This is a genomic window from Geodermatophilus obscurus, from assembly GCF_900115395.1.
Lineage (GTDB): Bacteria > Actinomycetota > Actinomycetes > Mycobacteriales > Geodermatophilaceae > Geodermatophilus > Geodermatophilus obscurus_B.
Map to the genome: position 1 here is coordinate 184,236 of NZ_FOWE01000007.1, position 18,545 is coordinate 202,780.

The 18,545-nt window shown below is 76.0% G+C and carries 18 protein-coding genes, 1 tRNA gene and 1 pseudogene; 13 read left to right on the plus strand and 7 right to left on the minus strand.

The features are described from left to right. Positions 1-194 precede the first annotated feature (194 nt). The 6 genes from BM165_RS15275 to BM165_RS15300 all read left to right on the plus strand — a co-directional run bounded on the left by BM165_RS15275 (position 195) and on the right by BM165_RS15300 (position 5,381). Complete coding sequence (locus BM165_RS15275) at positions 195-1,007, plus strand: DUF3105 domain-containing protein (RefSeq protein ID WP_083427385.1); 813 nt, start codon at positions 195-197, stop codon at positions 1,005-1,007. Between the two features lie 7 nt (positions 1,008-1,014). Next, a complete protein-coding gene (locus BM165_RS15280; RefSeq protein ID WP_075014407.1) occupies positions 1,015-1,704 on the plus strand; it encodes a DUF305 domain-containing protein in 690 nt (229 codons plus the stop codon). A gap of 52 nt (positions 1,705-1,756) precedes the next feature. Continuing rightward, positions 1,757-1,828, plus strand: a tRNA-Arg gene (locus BM165_RS15285). A gap of 114 nt (positions 1,829-1,942) precedes the next feature. Beyond that, positions 1,943-2,485 carry a SigE family RNA polymerase sigma factor gene (locus tag BM165_RS15290; protein ID WP_244274252.1) on the plus strand — a complete coding sequence of 181 codons (543 nt, stop codon included), beginning with the start codon at positions 1,943-1,945 and terminating at the stop codon, positions 2,483-2,485. Next, positions 2,482-3,858, plus strand: coding sequence for a hypothetical protein (locus tag BM165_RS15295; RefSeq protein WP_075014408.1), 1,377 nt, complete (start codon positions 2,482-2,484; stop codon positions 3,856-3,858). The genes BM165_RS15290 and BM165_RS15295 overlap by 4 nt, the downstream gene beginning before the upstream one ends. Positions 3,859-3,929: 71 nt before the next feature. Continuing rightward, the gene (locus BM165_RS15300; RefSeq protein WP_075014409.1) at positions 3,930-5,381 is read left to right on the plus strand and encodes a GGDEF domain-containing protein; all 1,452 of its coding nucleotides are present in this window, start codon (positions 3,930-3,932) and stop codon (positions 5,379-5,381) included. Between the two features lie 30 nt (positions 5,382-5,411). On the opposite strand, the gene BM165_RS15305 is transcribed toward BM165_RS15300, so the two are convergent. Next, complete coding sequence (locus tag BM165_RS15305) at positions 5,412-6,914, minus strand: AAA family ATPase (protein ID WP_143108180.1); 1,503 nt, start codon at positions 6,912-6,914, stop codon at positions 5,412-5,414. Positions 6,915-7,189: 275 nt separating this feature from the next. Here BM165_RS15305 and BM165_RS15310 point away from each other — a divergent pair, with 275 nt between their 5' ends. Further along, positions 7,190-8,974, plus strand: a complete 1,785-nt coding sequence (locus BM165_RS15310) for an alkaline phosphatase (RefSeq protein WP_083427386.1) — start codon at positions 7,190-7,192, stop codon at positions 8,972-8,974. A gap of 92 nt (positions 8,975-9,066) precedes the next feature. Here BM165_RS15310 and BM165_RS25715 read toward each other — a convergent pair whose 3' ends face one another. The 3 genes and pseudogenes from BM165_RS25715 to BM165_RS25725 all read right to left on the minus strand — a co-directional run bounded on the left by BM165_RS25715 (position 9,067) and on the right by BM165_RS25725 (position 9,795). Continuing rightward, a complete protein-coding gene (locus BM165_RS25715; RefSeq protein ID WP_244274273.1) occupies positions 9,067-9,225 on the minus strand; it encodes a hypothetical protein in 159 nt (52 codons plus the stop codon). Between the two features lie 169 nt (positions 9,226-9,394). Beyond that, a pseudogene (locus tag BM165_RS25720) lies at positions 9,395-9,679 on the minus strand (sigma factor); the annotation flags it as partial. Next, complete coding sequence (locus tag BM165_RS25725) at positions 9,634-9,795, minus strand: hypothetical protein (protein WP_244274253.1); 162 nt, start codon at positions 9,793-9,795, stop codon at positions 9,634-9,636. The gene BM165_RS25725 and the pseudogene BM165_RS25720, both read right to left, overlap by 46 nt. A gap of 83 nt (positions 9,796-9,878) precedes the next feature. Here BM165_RS25725 and BM165_RS15320 point away from each other — a divergent pair, with 83 nt between their 5' ends. Next, positions 9,879-10,772, plus strand: a complete 894-nt coding sequence (locus BM165_RS15320; protein WP_075014413.1) for an alpha/beta fold hydrolase — start codon at positions 9,879-9,881, stop codon at positions 10,770-10,772. Between the two features lie 42 nt (positions 10,773-10,814). Here the strand turns inward: BM165_RS15320 and BM165_RS15325 are convergent, their stop codons facing one another. Next, positions 10,815-11,576 carry an SDR family NAD(P)-dependent oxidoreductase gene (locus tag BM165_RS15325; protein WP_075014414.1) on the minus strand — a complete coding sequence of 254 codons (762 nt, stop codon included), beginning with the start codon at positions 11,574-11,576 and terminating at the stop codon, positions 10,815-10,817. A gap of 88 nt (positions 11,577-11,664) precedes the next feature. Here BM165_RS15325 and BM165_RS15330 point away from each other — a divergent pair, with 88 nt between their 5' ends. The 3 genes from BM165_RS15330 to BM165_RS15340 are packed head-to-tail and all read left to right on the plus strand — an operon-like array spanning position 11,665 to position 13,644. Next, complete coding sequence (locus tag BM165_RS15330) at positions 11,665-12,069, plus strand: hypothetical protein (protein WP_075014415.1); 405 nt, start codon at positions 11,665-11,667, stop codon at positions 12,067-12,069. Beyond that, positions 11,990-13,099, plus strand: coding sequence for a PHA/PHB synthase family protein (locus BM165_RS15335; protein ID WP_075014416.1), 1,110 nt, complete (start codon positions 11,990-11,992; stop codon positions 13,097-13,099). The genes BM165_RS15330 and BM165_RS15335 overlap by 80 nt, the downstream gene beginning before the upstream one ends. Next, positions 13,096-13,644 (plus strand): GNAT family N-acetyltransferase, encoded by a 549-nt coding sequence (locus BM165_RS15340; RefSeq protein WP_244274254.1) that lies wholly within the window; start codon positions 13,096-13,098, stop codon positions 13,642-13,644. Before BM165_RS15335 ends, BM165_RS15340 begins: the two co-directional genes overlap by 4 nt. A gap of 85 nt (positions 13,645-13,729) precedes the next feature. On the opposite strand, the gene BM165_RS15345 is transcribed toward BM165_RS15340, so the two are convergent. Both BM165_RS15345 and BM165_RS15350 read right to left on the minus strand, forming a co-directional pair. Beyond that, on the minus strand, positions 13,730-15,364 hold the full coding sequence (locus tag BM165_RS15345; protein WP_075014418.1) for an ABC-F family ATP-binding cassette domain-containing protein: 1,635 nt from the start codon (positions 15,362-15,364) through the stop codon (positions 13,730-13,732). Positions 15,365-15,449: 85 nt separating this feature from the next. Next, a complete protein-coding gene (locus BM165_RS15350; protein WP_075014419.1) occupies positions 15,450-16,568 on the minus strand; it encodes an adenylate/guanylate cyclase domain-containing protein in 1,119 nt (372 codons plus the stop codon). Positions 16,569-16,772: 204 nt separating this feature from the next. Here BM165_RS15350 and BM165_RS15355 point away from each other — a divergent pair, with 204 nt between their 5' ends. Continuing rightward, on the plus strand, positions 16,773-17,762 hold the full coding sequence (locus BM165_RS15355; protein WP_083427388.1) for an ABC transporter ATP-binding protein: 990 nt from the start codon (positions 16,773-16,775) through the stop codon (positions 17,760-17,762). Then, on the plus strand, positions 17,759-18,526 hold the full coding sequence (locus tag BM165_RS15360; RefSeq protein WP_075014420.1) for an ABC transporter permease: 768 nt from the start codon (positions 17,759-17,761) through the stop codon (positions 18,524-18,526). Before BM165_RS15355 ends, BM165_RS15360 begins: the two co-directional genes overlap by 4 nt. Positions 18,527-18,545 lie beyond the last annotated feature (19 nt).

The window sequence follows — 18,545 nt, forward strand, 5'->3', positions numbered from 1 at the left end:
TCCCGCGGTGCCGGGGCACGCACAGGGAGCCGACCTATGCTCGCGGACGAGGGCGGCAGCGCGTGCCGCGTCGCCCGGCGCGGACGGGCCCCCATCGTGGGCCACCGCGCCCGCGAGCACCACCCGAGACCGTCCGGCGCCGACCGGGCCCAGCGACACCGGGGCACGACCCCGCACGAGGACGAGGAGAGCACGTGGCCAAGGACCGCAAGCCCGACCCCGGCCGCACGGGGGGCGGGTCGAGCCGGGCCGGCTCCGGCGCGCGCCCGGCCACGGCGAACCGGCCCGCCGGCGGGCGCGGCCGCACCCGGCCGCCGACGCAGGTGGTCACCCAGCAGCGGCCGTGGGGGCTGATCGCCGCCGCCGTCGCCGTCGTCGTGTTCGCCGCCGCGGCCCTGACCTACGCCGTCCTGCAGGTGCGGCAGGCCGACGAGGAGCGCATCGACGCGATCGACGAGATCGCCGGCATCGAGAGCTTCGACTACGCCGCCGGGCAGGACCACGTCACCACCCCGGTCACCTACGACCAGACGCCGCCGGTCGGCGGCCCGCACGACTACAACTGGGCCGACTGCACGGGCACCGTCTACGACGTCGACATCCGGCACGAGAACGCCGTCCACTCGCTCGAGCACGGCGCGGTGTGGATCGCCTACGACCCCGAGCGGGTCTCCGGGGACGACGTGACGCGGCTGGCCGAGCTCGTCGACGGCGTCTCGGGCCGCATGCTCTCCCCGTACGTCGGCCTCGACGCCGCGGTCAGCCTCCAGTCGTGGAACCACCAGCTCAAGGTGGACTCCGCCGACGATCCGCGGATCGAGCAGTTCGCCGACTTCCTCACCTTCAACGGCGAGGTCGAGGGCCACTACCCCGAGATCGGCGCCAGCTGCGAGAACCCGGCCTTCGCCGCCGACCCGCTGGTGGCCGGCGAGGAGAGCGCGCCGGTCGGCCCCACCGACGCGCCGACGACGCCCACCATGGGCGCCCCCGAGACCAGCACGGAGTGAGCCCGCGATGACCGCCACCGCCGTCCGTCCCGAGCAGGACGCCCCCGCGCCGGCCCCCCGCGGTCGCGCACTGCGCGCCGTCCTGCTGGCCGTCATCGCCGTCGCGCTGGTGGCCCTCGGGGGCGGGCTGGCGGTGGGCCTGGGCATCGGCCGGCAGCCGGTACCCACCGCCGACTCGGTCGACGCCGGGTTCTCCCGGGACATGGCCGTCCACCACCGCCAGGGCGTGGAGATGGCCAACCTGGCACCGGAGCGCAGCAGCGACCCCGAGGTGCGGCAGCTGGCCTTCGACATCTCGGCCACCCAGACCAACCAGGCCGGCCGGATGGAGGGCTGGCTGTCGCTGTGGGGGCTGCCGCGCTCCGGCGGCGACCACATGGCCTGGATGGGCGGCGGGCACACCGGCCACTCCGGCCACGACGCGTCCGACGGCGCGGTGATGCCCGGCATGGCCACCGAGGCCGAGCTCGCGCAGCTGCGGTCGCTGTCGGGGCCGGCCTTCGACGTGGAGTTCCTGCGGCTGATGATCCGCCACCACCAGGGCGGCTTCGACATGGCGGAGTACGCGGCGGAGAACGCCGACGTCCCCGCGGTCCGGACCCTGGCGGAGTCCATCGCCGACACCCAGTCGGCCGAGACCGGGACGATGGGCGACATGCTCGCCGCGCGGGGCGGGACGCCGCTGCCGGAGCCCTGAGTCCCGGCGTCGGGACGGGTCCGGAGGACTGGTAACTTCTCCCCTGCCCCGAGCCCCCGTAGCTCAGGGGATAGAGCACCGCCCTCCGGAGGCGGGTGCGCAGGTTCGAATCCTGCCGGGGGCACACACGACACCACGACCGAGGCCCCGCAGCGCGCGCTGCGGGGCCTCCGTCGTCCCCGGGGCCGTCCTCGCGCGTCGGGAGACCGCGCTGTCAACCGTCGACGACCCTCACCGCGTGTACCAGGTGGGCGGCGAGGGGAGCACGGTGAGCGCACCGGACGACGCGGGGTTCCGGGAGTTCGTCACGCGGCAGCGGTCCGCGCTGCTGCGGACGGCCTACCTGCTCACCGGCGACCACGGCCAGGCCGAGGACCTCGTGCAGACCGCGCTGCTCAAGACCTACCGGCACTGGACGCGCGTGGCCGGTCGCGGGGACCCGTCGGCGTACGTCCGGCGGGTCCTCGTCACGACCGCCACCAGCTGGCGTCGACGCCTGTCGAGCACCGAGCAGGTGGTGGAGGCGGTGCCCGACCGCGGCTACGACGACCTCCCCCCGGAGCGGAGCGCGGCGGTGGTCCGGGCGCTGCGGGACCTGCCGCCACGGATGCGTGCCGTGGTCGTGCTGCGCTACTACGAGGACCACTCCGAGGCCGTGACCGCCGAGCTGCTGGGCTGCTCGGTCGGCACGGTGAAGACGCAGGCCTCCCGCGCGCTGTCCCGGCTCCGCGTCGCCCTCGCGGACCGTCCGTCGACCTGCACCACCGGGGAGCTGTCGTGAACGAGCAGGACCTCAGGACGCTGCTGCACGGCGCCGCCGCCGGCCCCCCGGCGGCCGTCCTGGACGACGACGCGGCCACCGACGCGGTGGTCGCGACCTCCCGCGCCCGCCGGCGGCAGCGGCTCGGCCTGGCCGCGCTCGGGCTGGCCGTCGCGCTCGTCGCCGCCGGGGTGCCGGTGCTGTCCGGGGAGCGCGGCACACCGGTCGAGCAGGTCGCCGCTCCCCCGGCCCCGGCCCCGCCCGACTGGCCGGTCCGCGGGTCGCTCGCCGGTGACGGGGACGCCGTCGAGGCGGCGCGCCGGCTGCCGTGGTCCGATGCGCCGTCCCCGCCGTCCGCCCCGCCCGTCGCCGATCGCGAGGTCCTGTTCCTCGGGGACGTCGACGGCAGACGGTGGGCCCTCGTCGTGGGCCCGACGGACGGCCAGGTGGCGGGCCAGTGGTTCACCGGCCCGGCCGGCGCGGACCCGGCCGCGCTCGTGGCCGACGGCGCGGTGCAGCCCGTGGCCGGGGTCGCGTCGGTCGCCCACGCCCCGGCCGGCGGGCCGGGCATCGTGCTGGCCGACCCGGGGACGCGGATCGAGGTCTCCCCCGGCGTGGTGGTCGACGCCGACGGGACGGTGCGCCGGGACTTCACGGCCGTCGAGACCGTGGACGGCGTCGCGGTCGTCCCCGTCGCGGAGTCCGGCCCGTACGGCACCGGGGCGGTCTACCGGGTGCTGAGCGGGGACGAGCCGGCCACCGAGGGCACCCTGCCGGTGCCGTCCGGCACGAGCGACGTGTCCGACCCGCCGGTGCTCACCCCGCTGGACCCGGCCGGGGAGCCGGCGGTGCCCGAGGCGGTCGACCACGCGCTCGGTGCCGTGCTCGCAGAGACCGGTCTGCGCGAGGAGGACGTGCGCCCGGACCTGCTCTGGTCCGGCCCGGTCCCCCGGGGCACCGCGGCGTCGCCCGACGCCGTCGTCCTCGCCGTCACGCTGCCCAGCGGTGCCGTCGCGGTCGCCGTGGCCTGGGCCGACATCGAGCCGTCCGGCGCGGGCAGCGCCGGCAGCTGCGGGGTGCAGGTGCACCCCGCCGGCACGCCGCTCGACGGTCTCGCCGTCGCCGCGGAGTGCCTGTTCCCCACCCGCGGCTTCGCGCACGAGTCGGTGCTGGTGGTCTACGCCGCTCCCGGGGCCGGCCGGGTCGAGGTCCTGGACGCCGGGGGCACGCCGGTCGCGGCCACCACCGGGGGCTCGGGGGCGATCACGGTCACCCCCGCCCCGGGTCGGGGGGTGCTGCGGGTCGAGCGCCCGGGCGCCCCGGTCACCGAGCTGGCCGTCGTGCCCACAGGGGACGTCCTCGTCGACCGCGCCGGGCGGTCGGCCGAGGACTGACGGGCCGTGCCCGTCTCCCCCCGGCGGGGGATGCCCCTCAACTCGTGGGGCCGGCGACCGATGGAACCTGCATGAGGATCCCGGCCTGGCGTGCCGTCCTGGTCGCCGGCAACCTCCTCCTGGTCGTCTACCCGTGGCTCCCGGCTGCAGCCCGGGACGCCGGCTACCTGCTCGCCGTCACCGGCGCGCTGGTGTCGCTCGCGGTCACGGCGGCCGGGGCCCGGGGCCCCGACCGGCTGCCGTGGGTGTTCCTGGCCGCGGGCGTGGCCGCGCTCTTCGTCGGCGAGGTGCTGTGGACCTGGTACGACCTCGTGCTCGGCGTCGACCCCTTCCCCTCGCTCGCCGACGCGGCCTACCTCGCCGCCTACCCCCTGCTGGCCACCGCACTGGCGCTGTGGGCACGCCGCAGCGCCCCGGCCGAGCGCAGTGCGAGCGTCCTCGACGCCGGCATCATCACCGTCGCCGCCGGCCTCCTCGCCTGGGTCGCGCTCATCTCGCCCACGGTGTCCGACGGCGAGCTGGGCCTGCTCGAGCAGGCGGTGTCGGTCGCCTACCCGGTGGCCGACCTGGCCCTGCTGGTGCTCACCGTGCAACTGCTGCTGCTCCCGGGGCAGCGCCCGGCCGCCACGCACCTGGTGACGGCGGGCATGCTCACGATGTTCACCGGGGACGCGCTCTACGCCGTCACCTCCCTCACCGGCACCACGCCCGGACCCCTCGGCGACCTGCCCTTCCTGCTCAGCTACCTGCTTCTCGGCGCGGTCGGCCTGCACCCGTCGCGGTACTCCTCCGAGGACACCGGCGCCGGCGGCGCCTCCACGCTGCGGTGGCTGCGCCTGGTGGTGCTCACCGCCGCTTCGCTGCTGGCACCGCTCACCCTGGCCGTGCAGGACCTCACCGGCGCCGTCGTCGACGGCGTGGCGATCGCCGCCTGCTCGGCGGTCCTGACCCTGCTCGTGGTCCTGCGCATGTCCGGCCTCGTCCGTCAGGTGCAGACGCAGGCGCGGGCGCTGGCCGAGGCGGCGCGCACCGACGCCCTCACCGGAGCGGCCAACCGCCGCGCCTGGGACGAGACGCTGGCCGCCACGACGTCGCGCGGCGGCGCCGTCTTCGTCGTCATGCTCGACCTCGACCACTTCAAGGCCTACAACGACCGGCACGGGCACCTCGGCGGCGACGCGCTGCTGCGGTCGGCCGCGGCGGCGTGGCGCGCGGAGCTGCGGGCCACCGACCTGCTGGCCCGCTACGGCGGCGAGGAGTTCGGCGTCCTGCTGACCGGCTGCGACCTGCGCGACGCCGTCGCCACGGCCGACCGGCTGCGGGCCGCAATGCCCGACGGGGTGACCTGCTCGACGGGCGTGGCCGCGTGGCACCCGCGCGAGACGCCGGCGCAGCTGCTGGGCCGGGCGGACGCGGCCCTCTACGCCGCCAAGGCCGCCGGTCGCGACCGCACGGTCGTCGCCGGCCCGCCCTCCGCGCCCCCGCTCGCGACCGTCTCCGACGTGGCGCACGTGGGCGGCTGAGCCGGCCGCCGTCGTGCCCGGCGGGTGCCGTCAGCGGCGGTGGCGGTACGGGTGGTACGAGCCCGTGTACACCACCGCGGGGGCCGGCCCCGGCTGCAGCGGGACACCGTCCTCCTCCGCTCCGACGCCGCCGGCGCCACCCACGCCGAGCAGGGTGCGGGTGACCTGCTGGGTGCTGTCGAGCAGGTCGTCGAGTGCCCGGGTGACGTGCACGGCGGTCACCTCCCGCAGCGGGTCCTGCTCGTGCAGGGCCTCCAGCACGGCCCGCCGCAGCAGCTCCTTGAGGAACGACGCCGTCACGCCCCCCGTGCGCTCGACCGCCGCCGTCACGTCGCCGTCGGACAGCCGCAGCGGCACCGCGCGGCCGTAGAGCTCCAGCAGCCGCCGGCGGGCCGCGGCGTCGGGCAGGTCGACGTCGACGGCGACGTCGATGCGGCCCGGGCGGGCGGCCAGCGCCGGCTCGAGCAGGTCGGCGCGGTTGGTGGTCAGGACGAAGAGCAGGTCGGCGTCCGGGGCGGCGCCGTCCATGGCGTCGAGCAGGTCGAACAGCACCGGGCTGCCGCCGGGGCCGAAGGAGCGGTCCATGGCGACGAGGTCGACGTCCTCGAGGACCACCACGGCCGGCTGCAGCTCCCGGGCGAGCTCGGTCACCGACCCGACCACGCCGAGCGAGCGCCCGGTGAGCAGCAGCCGGGTGTAGTCCCCCATCCGGCCGAGCAGGTAGCGCACGGTGTGCGTCTTGCCCGTGCCGGGCGGCCCGTAGAGCAGCAGCCCCCGCTTGAGGTGCTGACCGGCCGACCGCAGGCCCGCCCGGTGCTCGGCCACCCCCAGGGCGTGCCGCTCGATGCGGTCGAGCACCGCAGCCGGGAGGACGACGTCGTCGCGGCCGAGGTCCGGCGGGTCGAGGAAGGTCAGCTCGACGGTCCCCATCGGCGTCGGGGTGACCTCCACCAGGTGGCCCCGGTAGACGTTGAGCTCGCGGCGCAGGCGGTCGAGCTCGGCCAGGACCGCCTGCGCCTGCTGCACGGGCAACCCGGCGACCTCGACGCGCAGCGTGGGCTGCTCGTGCTCCCGGGGCGCCTGCAGCATCAGCAGGTACCGGCCGGCGTCGTCGCTGACCAGGAGCAGCGCCGACCGCAGGCAGGCCAGCGTGGACCCCGGACCGTTCGGCAGGTCGACCACCGAGGGGGCGCTCAGCCGCACCGGGGGCAGCGCCTCACCGGTCATCAGCTGCTGCAGGTCGATGCCGCCGAAGTGGGGCGGCAGCACGACGCCGTGCACCTCCACCCGGCGGCCGTCCGCCGCGGTCCAGGCGTCCAGCGCGGTCTGCAGGTTGACGTGCTCGAACGGCGGGAGCTCGCGGGCGACCACCGAGTGCTCCCGGCCGGCCGGCCCGAGCGTGTCCTGCACGAGCGCGACGACCTCGTTGCCCGCGCCCTGCGCGGGGACGTGCAACCACTCGAGCAACGACCTCAGCCCGGCCGCGAACGCCCGCGCCTCGACGTCCGACGCGCCCTCGGATGCCCCGGTCACCACAGCCCCACCCGCTCCCCGCCGCCCCGCCCGTCGCGGCGGAGCGTAGCGATCACCACGGTGCCCCACCGACGAGTTCCCGGCGACGCGCGGCCACGCGGTGTTGCCGGCAACGGCCGGAGGCGTGACGACGCGGCGGGCCGACCCCGGGTGTTCACGCCGGCGACACGGACCGGTCCCTCCCACGCCGCCGGTCGTGCGGATCCCGCCGCGAGGGTCCGCGACGGCACCGGGGGCGGCTGTCGTCCCCCGGCCGAGCAACGGAGGACCCCTGCATGCGCGGTAGGCACTGGACCGCTGCCGTCGTGATCCCCCTGGCGGGCGCGCTGGCCGTCGTCCCGACGGCGGCACACGGCACCGACGACACCGGCTCGTCCGGCGGTCACGACACCGGCAACATGATCTTCATCCACCCGGACGGCTCGGACATCGCGCTGTGGGAGCTGGCCCGCATCTACTGGTACGGGCCGGACTCGGTGACCAACTGGGACTCCCTCGACGCGGCGGTGCCCTACCGCGGGCACGCGGCCGACATCCTGACCACCTCGTCCAACGGCGGCGCCACGACGCACGCCTTCGGCTTCAAGACCGACGCCCCCGACTCCTTCGGCACCGACTCCGGGGCCGAGGACGTGCTGGCCGGTGACGCCGAGGAGCCGCGCACGATCAACGCGCTGTCCGGGTACGCGGGCAGCTGGCTGCGCGAGGCCGGCAACGCCGGCCTGCCCATCGGCGTGGTCAACGACGGCGACGTCGCCGAGCCGGGCACGGCCGCCTTCCTCACCGAGGTGACCGAGCGCAGCGACGCCTCGGCCCTCGAGATCGCCCGCCAGCTCGTCCAGGGCCGCCCGGGCTTCGACGACGCCGACGCCGACCCCGCCGTGATCATGGGCGGCGGCGAGGACCTGTTCTTCCCGCTCGACACGCCGGTCTGCGCGCAGGAGGACGTCGACGCGGCCCTGGCCGACGACAGCGCGCCGGTCCCCACCATCCCGCTGGACTGCGTGGTGCACCGCGCGCCCGGTGACACCCTCGACGACGACGGTCCCTCGGCCACCGGCGGGCTGCGCACCGACGGGCTCAACCTCGCCCGGGCCGCGGCCGACGAGGGGTACCTGGTCATCCGCACCCGCGCGGAGTTCGAGGCGCTGGGCGAGGCCATCGAGGCCGGCGAGGTCGACCCGGCCGAGACCAAGGTGCTGGCGCTGTTCGCGAGCCAGGACGTCTTCAACGCCGTCGCCGAGGAGGAGCTGATCGCCGCCGGCCTGGTCGACGAGAGCGTCCCGGCCGACGCCAAGGAGACCAACCTGGTCCTCTACGGCTCCGAGCCCGGCACGCCGGGCTACCGGCCGCCGACGGCGCCGGAGATGGCCGCGGTGGCGACCACCATCCTCGACGCGCACAGCGAGGAGGCCGGCAAGCCGTTCGCCACGGTGTGGGAGGTCGAGGGCACCGACAACATGGCCAACACCGACAACGCCCCGGGCACCCTGCTCGAGGCCCGGTACGCCGACGAGATGATCGGCGTCGCGCGTGACTTCCTCGAGCAGGACCCGGCGACCACCGTGCTGACGGCGGCCGACGGCACGGCCGGTGGCATCCAGGCCTCCACGTACAACGTCGACGAGGAGGTCCCGGCGGAGGTCGGGTCGATCGACCTCAACCCCGGTGAGGAGCTGCTCACCGACGCCGAGGAGCCGGAGGTCCCGCAGAACCCGCTGGACGGCCGGTACGGCCGCGGCACCGAGCCGTTCGTCGCCGAGCCCGACCAGTTCGGCCAGCGGCTCGCGTTCGGCGTCGCCTGGACCAGCACGGCCGACCTCACCGGCGGCGTCGTGACCCGGGCCGCCGGCCTGCACGCCGACCTGGTGGACGACGTCTTCTCCGCCCGCTTCGACAACGTCGACGTCTACCGGGTCGCCTACCTGACCCTCTTCGGGGAGGCCCTGGCCTACCCCGAGGGTGAGGTCGCACCGACCCGGCCCGGCCCGCAGGGCACCACGCCGGGCCGGCCCGACCCCGGGGTCGTCACCGACGCCCTCACCGCGGTCGGGGGCTGAGCCGGACCGTCACCGCGGGCGCCCCCGACCGGGGTGTCCGGACGCACCGGACCGTGTGGCCGGGACCCGGACGGGTCCCGGCCACACGGCCGTCAGCCGTCCGGCAGCGGGCAGGCCACCGCGGCGTCGGCGACCGCGCCTCCGTCCAGGCCGGCGTAGGGGTACCAGCCCGTCCCGCCGTCGGCCACGAAGGCGTCCCGCCCGGCCGGCGGGCCGGGGTCGAACGCCCGGTCGGTCAGGCAGGCGTGCACGGCGAGGTACTCCCCGTGGAGCTCGGGCAGGCGCCCGGCCGCCGACGCGGAGCGAGAGTCCCTGCAGCGCCCGGCGGAGGTCCTCCTCCAGCGGCAGCCCCGCCCGCGGCTCGCCACCGGGCCGGTCGGGCACGGCCGCCACGGGCCGCTCGCGGCTGGAGAGCCGCCGCCGCCAGCTCAGGTGCGCGTTGACCAGCACGCGGTGGACGTGGGCGAGCGGGTCGTCGGCCCGGCGCACGCGGTCCCAGTGCGCGTAGCTCCGCAGCAGCGCGACCTGGACCAGGTCCTCGCCCAGCGCCCGGTCGGCGGTCAGCAGGCAGGCGGTGCGCAGCAGCGCGGCACGGTGGTCGAGGACGAACGCGGTGGAGTCGTCGGCCCCGTCGCCTGTCACTCCGTCCCATCCCCGCCTCACCACGGCACGACCCCGGCCGCCACCAGGACGGCGGTCAGGCACGCGGCCACCGCGAGCGCGACCAGCACCCGCTCCCACCACGCCAGCGGCCCGCCACCACCCCGCCCACCACCACCCGGACCGCCTGCCTCCCCGGTCCCCCGGTCGCGCGTGCGCACAGCCCCCACGACCGTCAGACGCCGCGACCGGGCTCCCCGGGCCTACACCCGGGCGCTCCGGGCGCCCGGTTAGCGTGGCCCGCATGGAGCACACCGGGGTGCAGACCACCCGCGTCGGCGAGATCGAACTGGCCCACGAGACGTTCGGCTCGCCCGAGGACACACCGCTGCTGTTGGTCATGGGCCTGGCCACGCAGATGATCGGCTGGCCCGACGACTTCTGCCGGATGTTGGCCGAGCGCGGCCTCTACGTCATCCGGTTCGACAACCGCGACATCGGCCTGTCCACCCACCTCGACCACGCCGGCGCGCCCGACGTGCTCGCCGTCATGGGTGGCGACCACTCGCGCGTCGCGTACCGCCTCGCCGACATGGCCGAGGACACCGCCGGGCTGCTCGACGCCCTCGGCCTGGACGACGCGCACGTCGTCGGCGCCTCGATGGGCGGCATGATCGCCCAGACGCTGGCGATCCGGCACCCGGAGCGGGTCCGCAGCCTGACCTCGATCATGTCGACGACGGGCGACCCGGCGGTCGGCGCCCCGGCCGAGGCCGCGCTCGGCGCGCTGCTCGCCCCGCCGGCCACCGACCGGGAGAGCGCCGTGCAGCGGGCGGTCGACACCTACCGGGTCATCGGCTCCCCCGGTTTCGAGTTCGACGAGCACGGGCTGCGGGAGCGGGCCGGGCTCTCCTTCGACCGGGCGTACGACCCGGCGGGCGTGGCCCGCCAGCTGGCCGCGATCCTCGCCAGCCCCGACCGCACCGCCGACCTCGCGCGGGTCGCCGTCCCCACGCTCGTGGTGCACGGCGCGCAGGACGCGCTGGTGAACGTGTCCGGCGGCCGGGCGACGGCGGCCGCGATCCCCGGTGCCGAGCTGTTCGTCGTCGAAGGGATGGGCCACGACCTGCCGCGCGCGGTGTGGCCGGACCTGGTCGACCGGATCACCGCGCTGGTCGACCGCGTCGAGCGGGCCTGACGCGACCCCGGGCCCCGCAGCGGCGGGGCCCGGGGTCGTCGCTCAGCTGGTGAGCATGCCGCCCTCCACCGGGATCGTCGTCCCGGTGACGTAGCCGCCGGCGTCGCTGACCAGGAACACCAGCGCCGCGGCCAGCTCCATGGGGTCGCCGGCCCGGCCGACCAGCACCCGGCTCATCTGCTGGTCGAGGTAGCCCTCCGGGTACTGGTCGGTCATCTCCGAGGCGAAGAAGCCGGGCGCCAGCGCGTTGACCCGGATGCCCTTGCGGCCGGTCCACTGCTGGGCGAGGTCGCGGGTCAGGCCGATCAGCCCGGCCTTGCTGGCGGCGTAGGCGGCCTGCGGCAGCCCGGCGGTGGTCAGGCCGAGCACGCTGGAGATGTTCACGATCGAGCTGCCCGGCTGCATCACCCGACCGCAGGCCTGCGCCATCCAGTAGCAGCCGTTGAGGTTCACGTCGATGACCGCGCGGAAGTCCTCGGGCTTCTCCCGGGTGGCCGGCGCGGCGGTGCCGATGCCGGCGTTGTTGACCAGGACGTCGACCCGGCCGAACTCCGCCATGGCGGCGTCGACGAGCGCCTGGCAGTCCTCCACCCTCGCCACGTCCGTGCGCACGGTGATCGCCCGGCGGCCGGCGGCCTCGACCGCCTCCTTCGTGGCGGCCATGCGGTCCTCGCGCCGGGCGCCGAGGGCGACGTCGGCGCCGGCCTCGGCCAGCGCCCGGGCGAACACCACGCCCAGCCCCGACGACGCCCCGGTCACGATCGCGACCTTCCCGTCGAGCCGGAACATGTCCAAGACGCTCACGCCGATCTCCCCTCTCGCTGCTGCACCGTCCTCCGGACCGTAGCGATCCTGTGCGGTACGTCACCGGGCGGGCGGGTAGGGAGCCCCCATGACCCAGCCCGGGACACCGATGTGGCGGCAGGCCTTCGACGCCGCCGAGCGCCGGGTGACCCCGCACGCGGAGAACCTCGTGCGCACCCCCGGCTTCACCACCGGCGTGACCCTGCTGCGGCGGGCGCAGAACCTGGCGCGGGACACCGCCCGCGACGTGTCCGCCCGCGCCTGGCACCTGGTCAACCTGCCGGCCGGCAGCGACCTGGCCCGGCTGCGGGCGCAGATCGGCGCGCTGGACCGCGAGGTGCGGCGGCTGACCGTGCAGCTGGAGAACGAACGCCGCGCCCGCGCGGCGACCGACCCCACCCAGGAGGAGACCGATGCCGACGGTGCCCACCCCACAGGCGGTGCTCGACCGCGTCCGCCGCGACGTCGAACGCAACGCCCTCCGGGCGCGTAACGGCATCAAGCTCGTCGCCGGCGTCGACCGGCCCGGCGTGGGGCTCACGCCCAAGGACGTCGTGTGGGAGCGCGGGCGCACCCAGCTGTGGCACTACCGCAGCGACCGGGTGCGGTACTCCCCGCCGCTGCTCATCGTCTTCAGCCTGGTCAGCCGCAGCTACATCCTCGACCTGACGCCGGGCAACAGCTTCATCGAGCAGCTCCTCGACGCCGGGTTCGACGTGTACATGGTCGACTGGGGCGAGCCCGACGAGCGCGACGCGGAGAACCGGCTCGAGGACTACGTCGACGACTACATCCCCGCCGCCATCGACCGGGTGCGGGAGATCTCCGGCGCCGACGAGGTCAACGTCTTCGGCTACTGCTTCGGCGGCGACCTGTGCCTGCTGCACGCCGCGCACCACCCCGACGCGCCGGTGCGCAGCCTCACCGTGCTGGCCACCCCCGTCGACTTCACGCGGATGGGGCCGATGTCCGACGTCTTCCGCGGCGGGCTGGAGGTCGACGACGTCGTCGACGAGGACGGCAACGTGCCGCCCCGGGTCGTCGTCCAGGGGTTCAAGACGCTCACCCCCACCGCCGAGGTCACCCGCTACGTGACGCTGTGGGAGCGGTTGTGGAGCGACGAGTACGTGTCGGCCTACCAGGCGATGACCGGCTGGTCCGACGACCACATCCCGTTCCCCGGCGCGGCCGCCCGCGAGACGGTGCAGATGCTCGTGCGGGACAACGGGTTCGTCACCGACCGGCTGACCGTCGGCGGTGACCGCGTGCACCTGTCCGACATCCGGCTGCCGTTCCTCACCGTGCGCGCCGACCGCGACCACATCGTCCCGCCGGAGGCGACCGCGCCGCTGATCGACCTGGTCGGCTCGGAGGACAAGCACGAGCTGCGGCTGGCCGCCGGCCACATGGGCCTGGTCGTCGGGAAGACGGCGGCGAGGACGACGGTGCCGGAGATCATCGGGTTCCTGCGCCAGCGCAGCGAGGAGAGCGCGCCCGCCCGCGCGGCCGGGCAGGAGGGGTGAGCGTGGACGTCGTCGAGCTGGGGCCGGCGCACACCGAGGCGCTGCTGCGCTTCTTCGCCGGCCTGCCCGAGGGGGACCTGACCTTCATCGAGGAGGAGGTCACCGACCCCGGGGTCGTCCGGTCGTGGGCATCCGGCACCGGCGGCGGGCGGCGCTTCGTCGCCGTCGACGGGGACGAGGTGGCCGGCTACGTCGCCGTCCGCCCCCTGCCGGGCTGGTCGTCCCACGTCGGGGAGGTCCGGTTGGTGGTCTCCCCGACCCGGCGCGGCTCGGGCCTGGGCCGGCAGCTCGCCCGCCAGGCCCTGGTGACGGCGGTCGGTGACGGGCTGGCCAAGCTGGTGGTGGAGGTCGTCGCCGAGCAGGGCGCGGCGCTGGCGCTGTTCACCGATCTCGGCTTCACCGGCGAGGCGCTGCTGCGCGACCACGTCCGCGACCGGGAGGGCACCCTGCGCGACCTCATGGTCCTGGCCCACCACGTCGACGACACCTGGTCGGGCATGGCGACCGTCGGCCTCGACGAGGCGCTGGGCCAGGACCTCAGCTAGAGATCGGCGGAGCACCTCCCGCTGTTCCGGCCTGCTCGCAGGGCCCGCTGCGAGCAGGCGAGCAGTGGGGGGCGAGGAGGTCCTGCTACTCCGTGACCCGACCGGCGTCGACGGCGAAGCGGCGGGTGGTGGCCACGGCGTCGAGCATCCGGCGGTCGTGGGTGACCAGCAGCAGCGTGCCCGGGTAGGCGGCCAGCGCCGACTCCAGCTGCTCGATCGCTGGCAGGTCGAGGTGGTTGGTCGGCTCGTCGAGCACCAGCACGTTGACCCCCCGGGCCTGCAGCAGCGCCAGCGCCGCGCGGGTCCGCTCCCCGGGCGAGAGCGTCGCGGCTGGCCGCGTCACGTGCTCGGCGGTGAGGCCGAACTTCGCCAGCAGGGTGCGCACCTCGGCGGTCGGCCAGTCGGGCACCTCGGCGCCGAACGCCTCCAGCAGCAGCTGCCCGCCGACGAAGAGGCCGCGCGCCTGGTCGACCTCGCCCAGGCGCACCGACGGCCCCAGCGAGGCGCTGCCGGCGTCCAGCGGCACCCGGCCCAGCAGCGCGCCGAGCAGCGTCGTCTTGCCCGAGCCGTTCGGGCCGGTGATGGCCACCCGGTCGCCCCAGTCCACCTGCAGGCTCACCGGCCCGAGGGTGAACTCCCCGCGCCGGACGACGGCCTCCCGCAGCGTCGCGACGACGGCCCCGGCCCGCGGTGCCGCGGCGATGGTCATCCGCAGCTCCCACTCCTTGCGGGGCTCCTCGACCACCTCCAGCCGCTCGATCCGACGTTCGGTCTGCTTGGCCTTGGCGCCCTGCTTCTCCGCCGTCGCCCGGTTGTGCGCCTTGATGAACTTGTCGGGGTCGCGCTGCTTCTTCACCGCGTCGCGCACGCCCTTGGCCAGCCAGTTGCGCTGCATGCGCGCCCGGGCCTCCAGCTCCGCCTTGGTCTCCGCGAACTCCTCGTACTCCTCGCGCGCGTGCCGGCGGGCCACCTCGCGCTCGGCCAGGTAGGCCTCGTAGCCGCCGTCGACGACCCGCACCAACTGCTGCGCGAGGTCGAGCTCGACGACGCGGGTGACGGTGCGGGACAGGAACTCCCGGTCGTGGCTGACCAGCACGATGCCGGCGCGGTTGCCGGCGACGAAGCGCTCGAGCTGGTCGAGACCGGAGAGGTCGAGGTCGTTGGTGGGCTCGTCGAGCAGCAGCAGGTCGTGGCGCGACAGCAGCAGCGCGGCCAGCCCGACCCGGGCGGCCTGCCCGCCGGAGAGCCCGGGCATCGGGGCGCCGGGGTCGACGCCGGGCGCCACCTCGGCCAGGACCTGCACCAGCCGCTCGTCGAGGTCGGCGCCGCCGAGGGACAGCCAGCGCTCCAGCGCCTCGCCGTAGGCGTCGTCGGCCCCGGGACGGCCCTCGGTGAGGTCGGCGGTGGCGGCGTCGAGGGCGGCCTGGGCGGCGGCGACGCCCGTGCGGCGGGCCAGCGCGTCGGCGACGGTCTCGCCCTCGCGGCGGTCGCGCTCCTGCGGCAGGTGGCCGATGGTCGCCGTCGGCGGGCTCAGGGTGATCGCGCCGGAGCCGGCCGGCAGCTCACCGGCCAGGGTGCGCAGCAGCGTGGACTTGCCGGCGCCGTTGACCCCGACCAGGCCGACGACGTCGCCGGGGGCGACGACGAGGTCGAGGCCGGAGAAGAGGACGCGGGCACCGTGGCCGGCGGCGAGGCCGCGCGCGACGAGGGTGGCGCTCATGGGTGTGCTCCCGGGGGGACGGTCGGGTGGGGACGACGTCGGGTCCGGGGCTCACAGCACGCCCCCACGGTAGCGCGGGGGCGCCTCAGCCGTCGTGCGGGATCTCGCTGTACGGGCCGTCGGGGTCCTCGTCCGGCTCGGCGGCGAGCACCGCGTCGGCCATCTCGTCGAGCATCCCCTCGAGGACGACGTCCTCCCCCGCCGGCGGGCGCCGGCGCACCTGCCAGGGCTGCAGGAAGTCGTAGCCGCGCACCGACACCCGCTCCAGCGGGCGCACCCGGTACTGCGGCAGGCCGCGCAGCCGGCCGGCGAGGACCCGGTCGACCAGCACCGATCCCGCGGGGGCCAGCGAGGTGAGCCGGCTGGCCAGGTTCACCACCGGGGAGTAGACGTCGCCGAGGTGGGTCAGCACCACGCCGTAGGCGACGCCCACCCGCAGCGGCGGGCGGTCCTCCGCACCCCACTGCTCCGGCAGGGTCAGCCCGATCTCCACGGCGTCGACGGCGGAGACGGCGGTGTAGAGGACGCCGTCGCCGACGGTCTTGACCACCCGGCCGCGCAGCCGCGCGATGACCTCGGTGGCCGTGGCCTCGAAGGCCTCGACCATCGCACCGAGCTCGCGGCCGCCCATGCCGCGGGAGCGGGACGTGTAGCCGACCAGGTCGGCGAAGCCGACGCCGAGCTCCCGCCGGGTGTCGGGGGCCTCCGCGGACAGCACCCGGTCGACGTTGGCGGCCAGGTGCCGGCGCCACACGTAGTCCTGCACGCGACCGAGCAGCGGCAGCAGCGTCTCGGCCGCGGCCACGACGTCGACCGGCGTCCCCGGCCCGGCCTCCCGGGCACGGCGGACGAGCGCGTCGGCGAGCAGGTCGGTCTGCCAGTCGGCCAGCCGGGACAGCGCCTGGCCGGTGGCGCGCGCGATGGACGCCTCGCTGGCGGGGTCGACGAAGCCGGAGTCGATGAGGGCCGAGACGGTGCCCAGCGCGCCCACGTCGGCCAGCGTGAAGACCGGGTCGTCGTCGGCGACGTCGGGGAAGCCCAGCGCCCGCCACAGCCGCTGCGTGCGCTCGGGCGGCATGCCGGCCGCGGCGGCCACCTCCCGCCGGGTCAGCCCGCGCGGGCCGCCGAGCAGGAGTCGTTCCAGCGCTTCCCGGACGTCGGGGCCGGGCCGGTCCCGACCGGGTTCGGGCCCGGGAGGGTGCACGTGCGCACTGTAGTGACCGGCCCCGCCGGGTGTGCCCCCGGTCACGCCGCGCGGGCCGGCAGGCGAACGCCGGGTGGACGCCGGATGGCCGGGCGGTGCCGGTGACGCGCGGCGCGCCGGGGAGGCTCGGAGGACGGCCCCGCGTGCGCTTGGATGACGGGGCACGGGGGTGCGGACGGCCGGACGGCGCGAGGAGGAGGACCGATGGCCAGCGGCACCACCGCGGGACCACGACCGGTGCGGATCGAGGTGTCCGGCCTGACCAAGACCTTCGGCACCGTCCGCGCGGTCTCCGACCTCGGCTTCACCGTCGAGCCCGGTTCGGTCACCGGCTTCCTGGGGCCCAACGGCGCGGGCAAGACGACGACGCTGCGGATGGTCCTCGGCCTCATCACCCCCGACGCCGGCAGCGCGACCTTCGACGGCGTCCCCTACGCGGCGCTGCGCGAGCCGGTGCGCACGGTGGGCGCGGTGCTCGAGACCGCCTTCCACCCGGCACGGTCGGGACGCGACCACCTGCGGGTGTACAGCCGCGCCGCCGGCATCCCGGTCGCGCGCGCCGACGAGGTCCTGGAGCGGGTGGGCCTGACCACCGCCGGCCGGCGCCGGGCCGGCGGCTACTCCCTGGGCATGCGGCAGCGGCTGGCGCTGGCCACCGCGCTGCTCGGCGACCCGCCGGTGCTGGTCCTCGACGAGCCGGCCAACGGCCTGGACCCCGAGGGCATCCTCTGGCTCCGCGGGTTCCTCCGGCACCTCGCCCACGACGAGGGCCGCACCGTGCTGGTCTCGAGCCACCTGCTGTCGGAGATGGAGCAGACCGCCGACCGCGTGGTCATCGTCGGCGCGGGCCGGCTGGTGCGCCAGGGCTCGATCACCGAGCTGCGGTCGGGCGCGCAGGGCGCCGGCACGGTGCTGGTGCGCAGCCCCGAGGCCGACCGGCTGGTCGCGGTGCTCTCCGGCGCCGGCCTGGCGGCCACGCGGGGCGACGACGGCCTGGTCACCGTCGAGGGCGCGACCCCGGCCGACGTCGGCGCGCGCGCCTTCGCCGGGCAGGTGGAGCTGCACGAGCTGCGCGCCGAGAGCACCGGCCTGGAGGAGCTTTACTTCCGGCTCACCGCCGGGCAGGAGCAGTTCTCGGCCGGCGCGGCCGCCCCGGGCGCGACCGCCGTGACCACCGAGGGAGCCAGCCGATGACCGCGCTCGTCCGGGCCGAGTGGACCAAGCTGTTCACGACCCGCGTGTGGATCGGGCTGACCATCGGCGCCTGCGTGATGGCCGGCGGGTTCGCCACGCTGTTCACCGCCCTGGCCGGGTCCGAGCAGGACGGCGGCCAGCCGGGCCTGCCCGCGGTGGGGACGCCGCAGTACGAGGAGCTCGCCTTCTCCGTCGCGGCCAACGCCAGCGTCCTGCTGCTCATCCTCGGGATCATCGGGATGACCCAGGAGTACCGGCACCGCACCGCGACGCCGACCTTCCTCACCACGCCCCGCCGCGGCCGGGTCGTGGTCGCCAAGCTGCTCGCCTACGCCACGGCGGCGGTGCCGATCGCGCTGCTCGTGCTCGCGGTGAACGTGGTGGTCGTGCTGGTCTACGCCGGGGCGCGCGGGGCGGCGCCGTCGCTGGGCGGGGACAACCTGCGGACCCTCGGCGCGGGCGGGCTGGTGCTGGTCGTCTTCGCCGTGATCGGCGTGGGCGTCGGCGCGCTGCTGCGCAACCAGGTCGGCGCGATCGTCGGTGCCCTGGTCTACCTCTACGTCGTCGAGCCGATCATCTCCTCGATCGGCGCGATCCAGGGGGCCTACAAGTGGCTGCCCGGCGGTGCGGTGCAGGCGATCACGTCGGACTTCCAGGCCCCCGACCTGCTCGAGCCGTGGCAGGGCGCCCTGCTGCTGGTCGGCTACGGCCTGGTCGCGGCCCTGCTCGGGACGTTGCTCGCGGTGCGCCGCGACGTCTCCTGAGCCGCGAGCCGCCCCTCTC

Excerpts from the sequence above, each read along its gene's own strand:
- BM165_RS15345 (WP_075014418.1), bottom strand. The coding sequence starts at position 15,364 with ATGAGCGCCACCCTCGTCGCGCGCGGCCTCGCCGCCGGCCACGGTGCC.
- BM165_RS15280 (WP_075014407.1), top strand. The coding sequence starts at position 1,015 with ATGACCGCCACCGCCGTCCGTCCCGAGCAGGACGCCCCCGCGCCGGCC.
- BM165_RS15300 (WP_075014409.1), top strand. The coding sequence starts at position 3,930 with ATGAGGATCCCGGCCTGGCGTGCCGTCCTGGTCGCCGGCAACCTCCTC.
- BM165_RS15320 (WP_075014413.1), top strand. The coding sequence starts at position 9,879 with ATGGAGCACACCGGGGTGCAGACCACCCGCGTCGGCGAGATCGAACTG.
- BM165_RS15360 (WP_075014420.1), top strand. The coding sequence starts at position 17,759 with ATGACCGCGCTCGTCCGGGCCGAGTGGACCAAGCTGTTCACGACCCGC.
- BM165_RS15335 (WP_075014416.1), top strand. The coding sequence starts at position 11,990 with ATGCCGACGGTGCCCACCCCACAGGCGGTGCTCGACCGCGTCCGCCGC.
- BM165_RS15330 (WP_075014415.1), top strand. The coding sequence starts at position 11,665 with ATGACCCAGCCCGGGACACCGATGTGGCGGCAGGCCTTCGACGCCGCC.
- BM165_RS15355 (WP_083427388.1), top strand. The coding sequence starts at position 16,773 with ATGGCCAGCGGCACCACCGCGGGACCACGACCGGTGCGGATCGAGGTG.
- BM165_RS15310 (WP_083427386.1), top strand. The coding sequence starts at position 7,190 with ATGCGCGGTAGGCACTGGACCGCTGCCGTCGTGATCCCCCTGGCGGGC.